Below are 1561 nucleotides of genomic sequence, written 5' to 3' on the forward strand. Positions count from 1 at the left end.
GATGCTTGCATGACGCGCTTACGGATCACGGTTAAAGACCCAACCTTAGTCAGTGAGTTTACCGCTTGGCAGCCAACGGGCGCCGTCGGGTTGGTGATCAAAGACCAAGGGGTGCAAGCGATTTATGGCCCGGGTGTGGATGTCATCAAATCCGGCTTGGTACAGAAGTTCGCGGCCGCGTAAGTCCGAATGACTGTTATAGATCGATTATCACCGATAAATGCCGTTATCGGCGGCGTTTATCGGGCATATCAAGTCAAGATCTACCCGCGAATGCCGAGCATTCACTCTTCACGTATTGAGCTACAACATGAAGTTACTGACATTAAACACCCACAGTTGGCAAGAAGATGAGCCGCTGGCTAAGTTAGACATCTTAGCCAAGGCGATCATCGAACAAGATTGCGATGTGGTGGCGTTACAAGAAATCAATCAGCACCAAACTAGCGGGCATTTGCAGCGTGATCTGTTGCCGAGCTCAACCGCGGCGCAAGCGCATGCCTATAATTTGCTGAACCCGCAAATCCGAGTGGGCAATTATGCCTATCTCTTGCAGCAAAAGCTGCGTGAGTACGGCCAGCGCTATCAACTGACGTGGGATTTTGTGCATCAAAGCTATGCTGTGTATGAGGAAGGGCTGGCCTTTTTAAGCCGACTGCCTATTTTGCAGCATGAAGTGATCGACTTAAATGATGACTACGATGAGCAAAATTGGAAGCATCGACGCGCAGTGCGCATTCGCGTGCACCATGCCGGACAAGAGATCGATCTGTTTAATTGCCACTGTGGCTGGTGGGATGATGCCGAGTCACCTTTCCAGCAGCATATCGTTCGGATTGCGAGCAAAGTGACACCGCGCTTGAGCTTCTTTCTTGGTGATTTTAACAATCCGGCACACCTTTCCCAGCAAGGCTATGATTATGTGCAGCAACAAGGGTGGTGGGATTGCTATGTGCTGGCGGAGCAAAAGGATGCGGGCATTACGGTAGTGAAGAAAATCGATGGCTGGGAAGATAACACCCAGAGCCTGCGCTTAGATTTTATCTTTGCCAATCTACCGGTGAGAGTCAAACGTAGCCAAACCCTGTTCACGGGTGATTGTTATCCGGTGATCTCGGATCATTTCGGTGTCTTCACTGAGCTTGATTTAGGTACGCCGGAGTCAAATTAAATTTCAAAGTTAACTCACTACTGGCGGCGCGCTTTCGGGCGAGCCGGTGGTGAGTGCTCAGCTGTATTAGCTCAATCTTTGTGCGTGAGTAGCCAGCTTATCTTTTTCCTTTTCCTTCTTCCTCGTTCCTTCGCTTGCTTTCTTGCTCGCTGCATTTCGAAATGGCCTGACAGTAGTGCTTCTTTTCATATCGATTGCGCGTAATTTCTACTCAATCACACGCCAGCAATCTGCGCGACAAAACCGTTCGACAAAACAGGTCGACAAAATAGAAAGTGCTCTTTTTTTATAGTGAAAAATTTTATAATTAAAACTGCAGCCAGTATCGAAGTAATAATGGCATTTTTTCTATATGCTGCTCGGTTCAAAAGCATTTTTACAGACCAGTGT

2 protein-coding genes are annotated in these 1561 nt (G+C 48.0%); both read left to right on the forward strand.

Annotation, left to right across the window (positions count from 1 at the left end; translation table 11 throughout):
- Positions 1 to 183, forward strand: a 183-nt coding sequence (locus tag ACRC27_RS00825) for a PTS transporter subunit EIIB (protein WP_438638874.1), incomplete at its 5' end; no start/stop codon positions are given.
- 127 nt (positions 184 to 310) lie between these two features.
- Entirely contained in the window at positions 311 to 1171 is an 861-nt protein-coding gene (locus tag ACRC27_RS00830) for an endonuclease/exonuclease/phosphatase family protein (protein ID WP_438638875.1), read from the forward strand.
- Positions 1172 to 1561 lie beyond the last annotated feature (390 nt).

The organism is Plesiomonas sp., from assembly GCF_051650925.1.
GTDB lineage: Bacteria > Pseudomonadota > Gammaproteobacteria > Enterobacterales > CAMTGL01 > Plesiomonas.

Excerpts from the sequence above, each read along its gene's own strand:
- ACRC27_RS00830 (WP_438638875.1), top strand. The coding sequence starts at position 311 with ATGAAGTTACTGACATTAAACACCCACAGTTGGCAAGAAGATGAGCCG.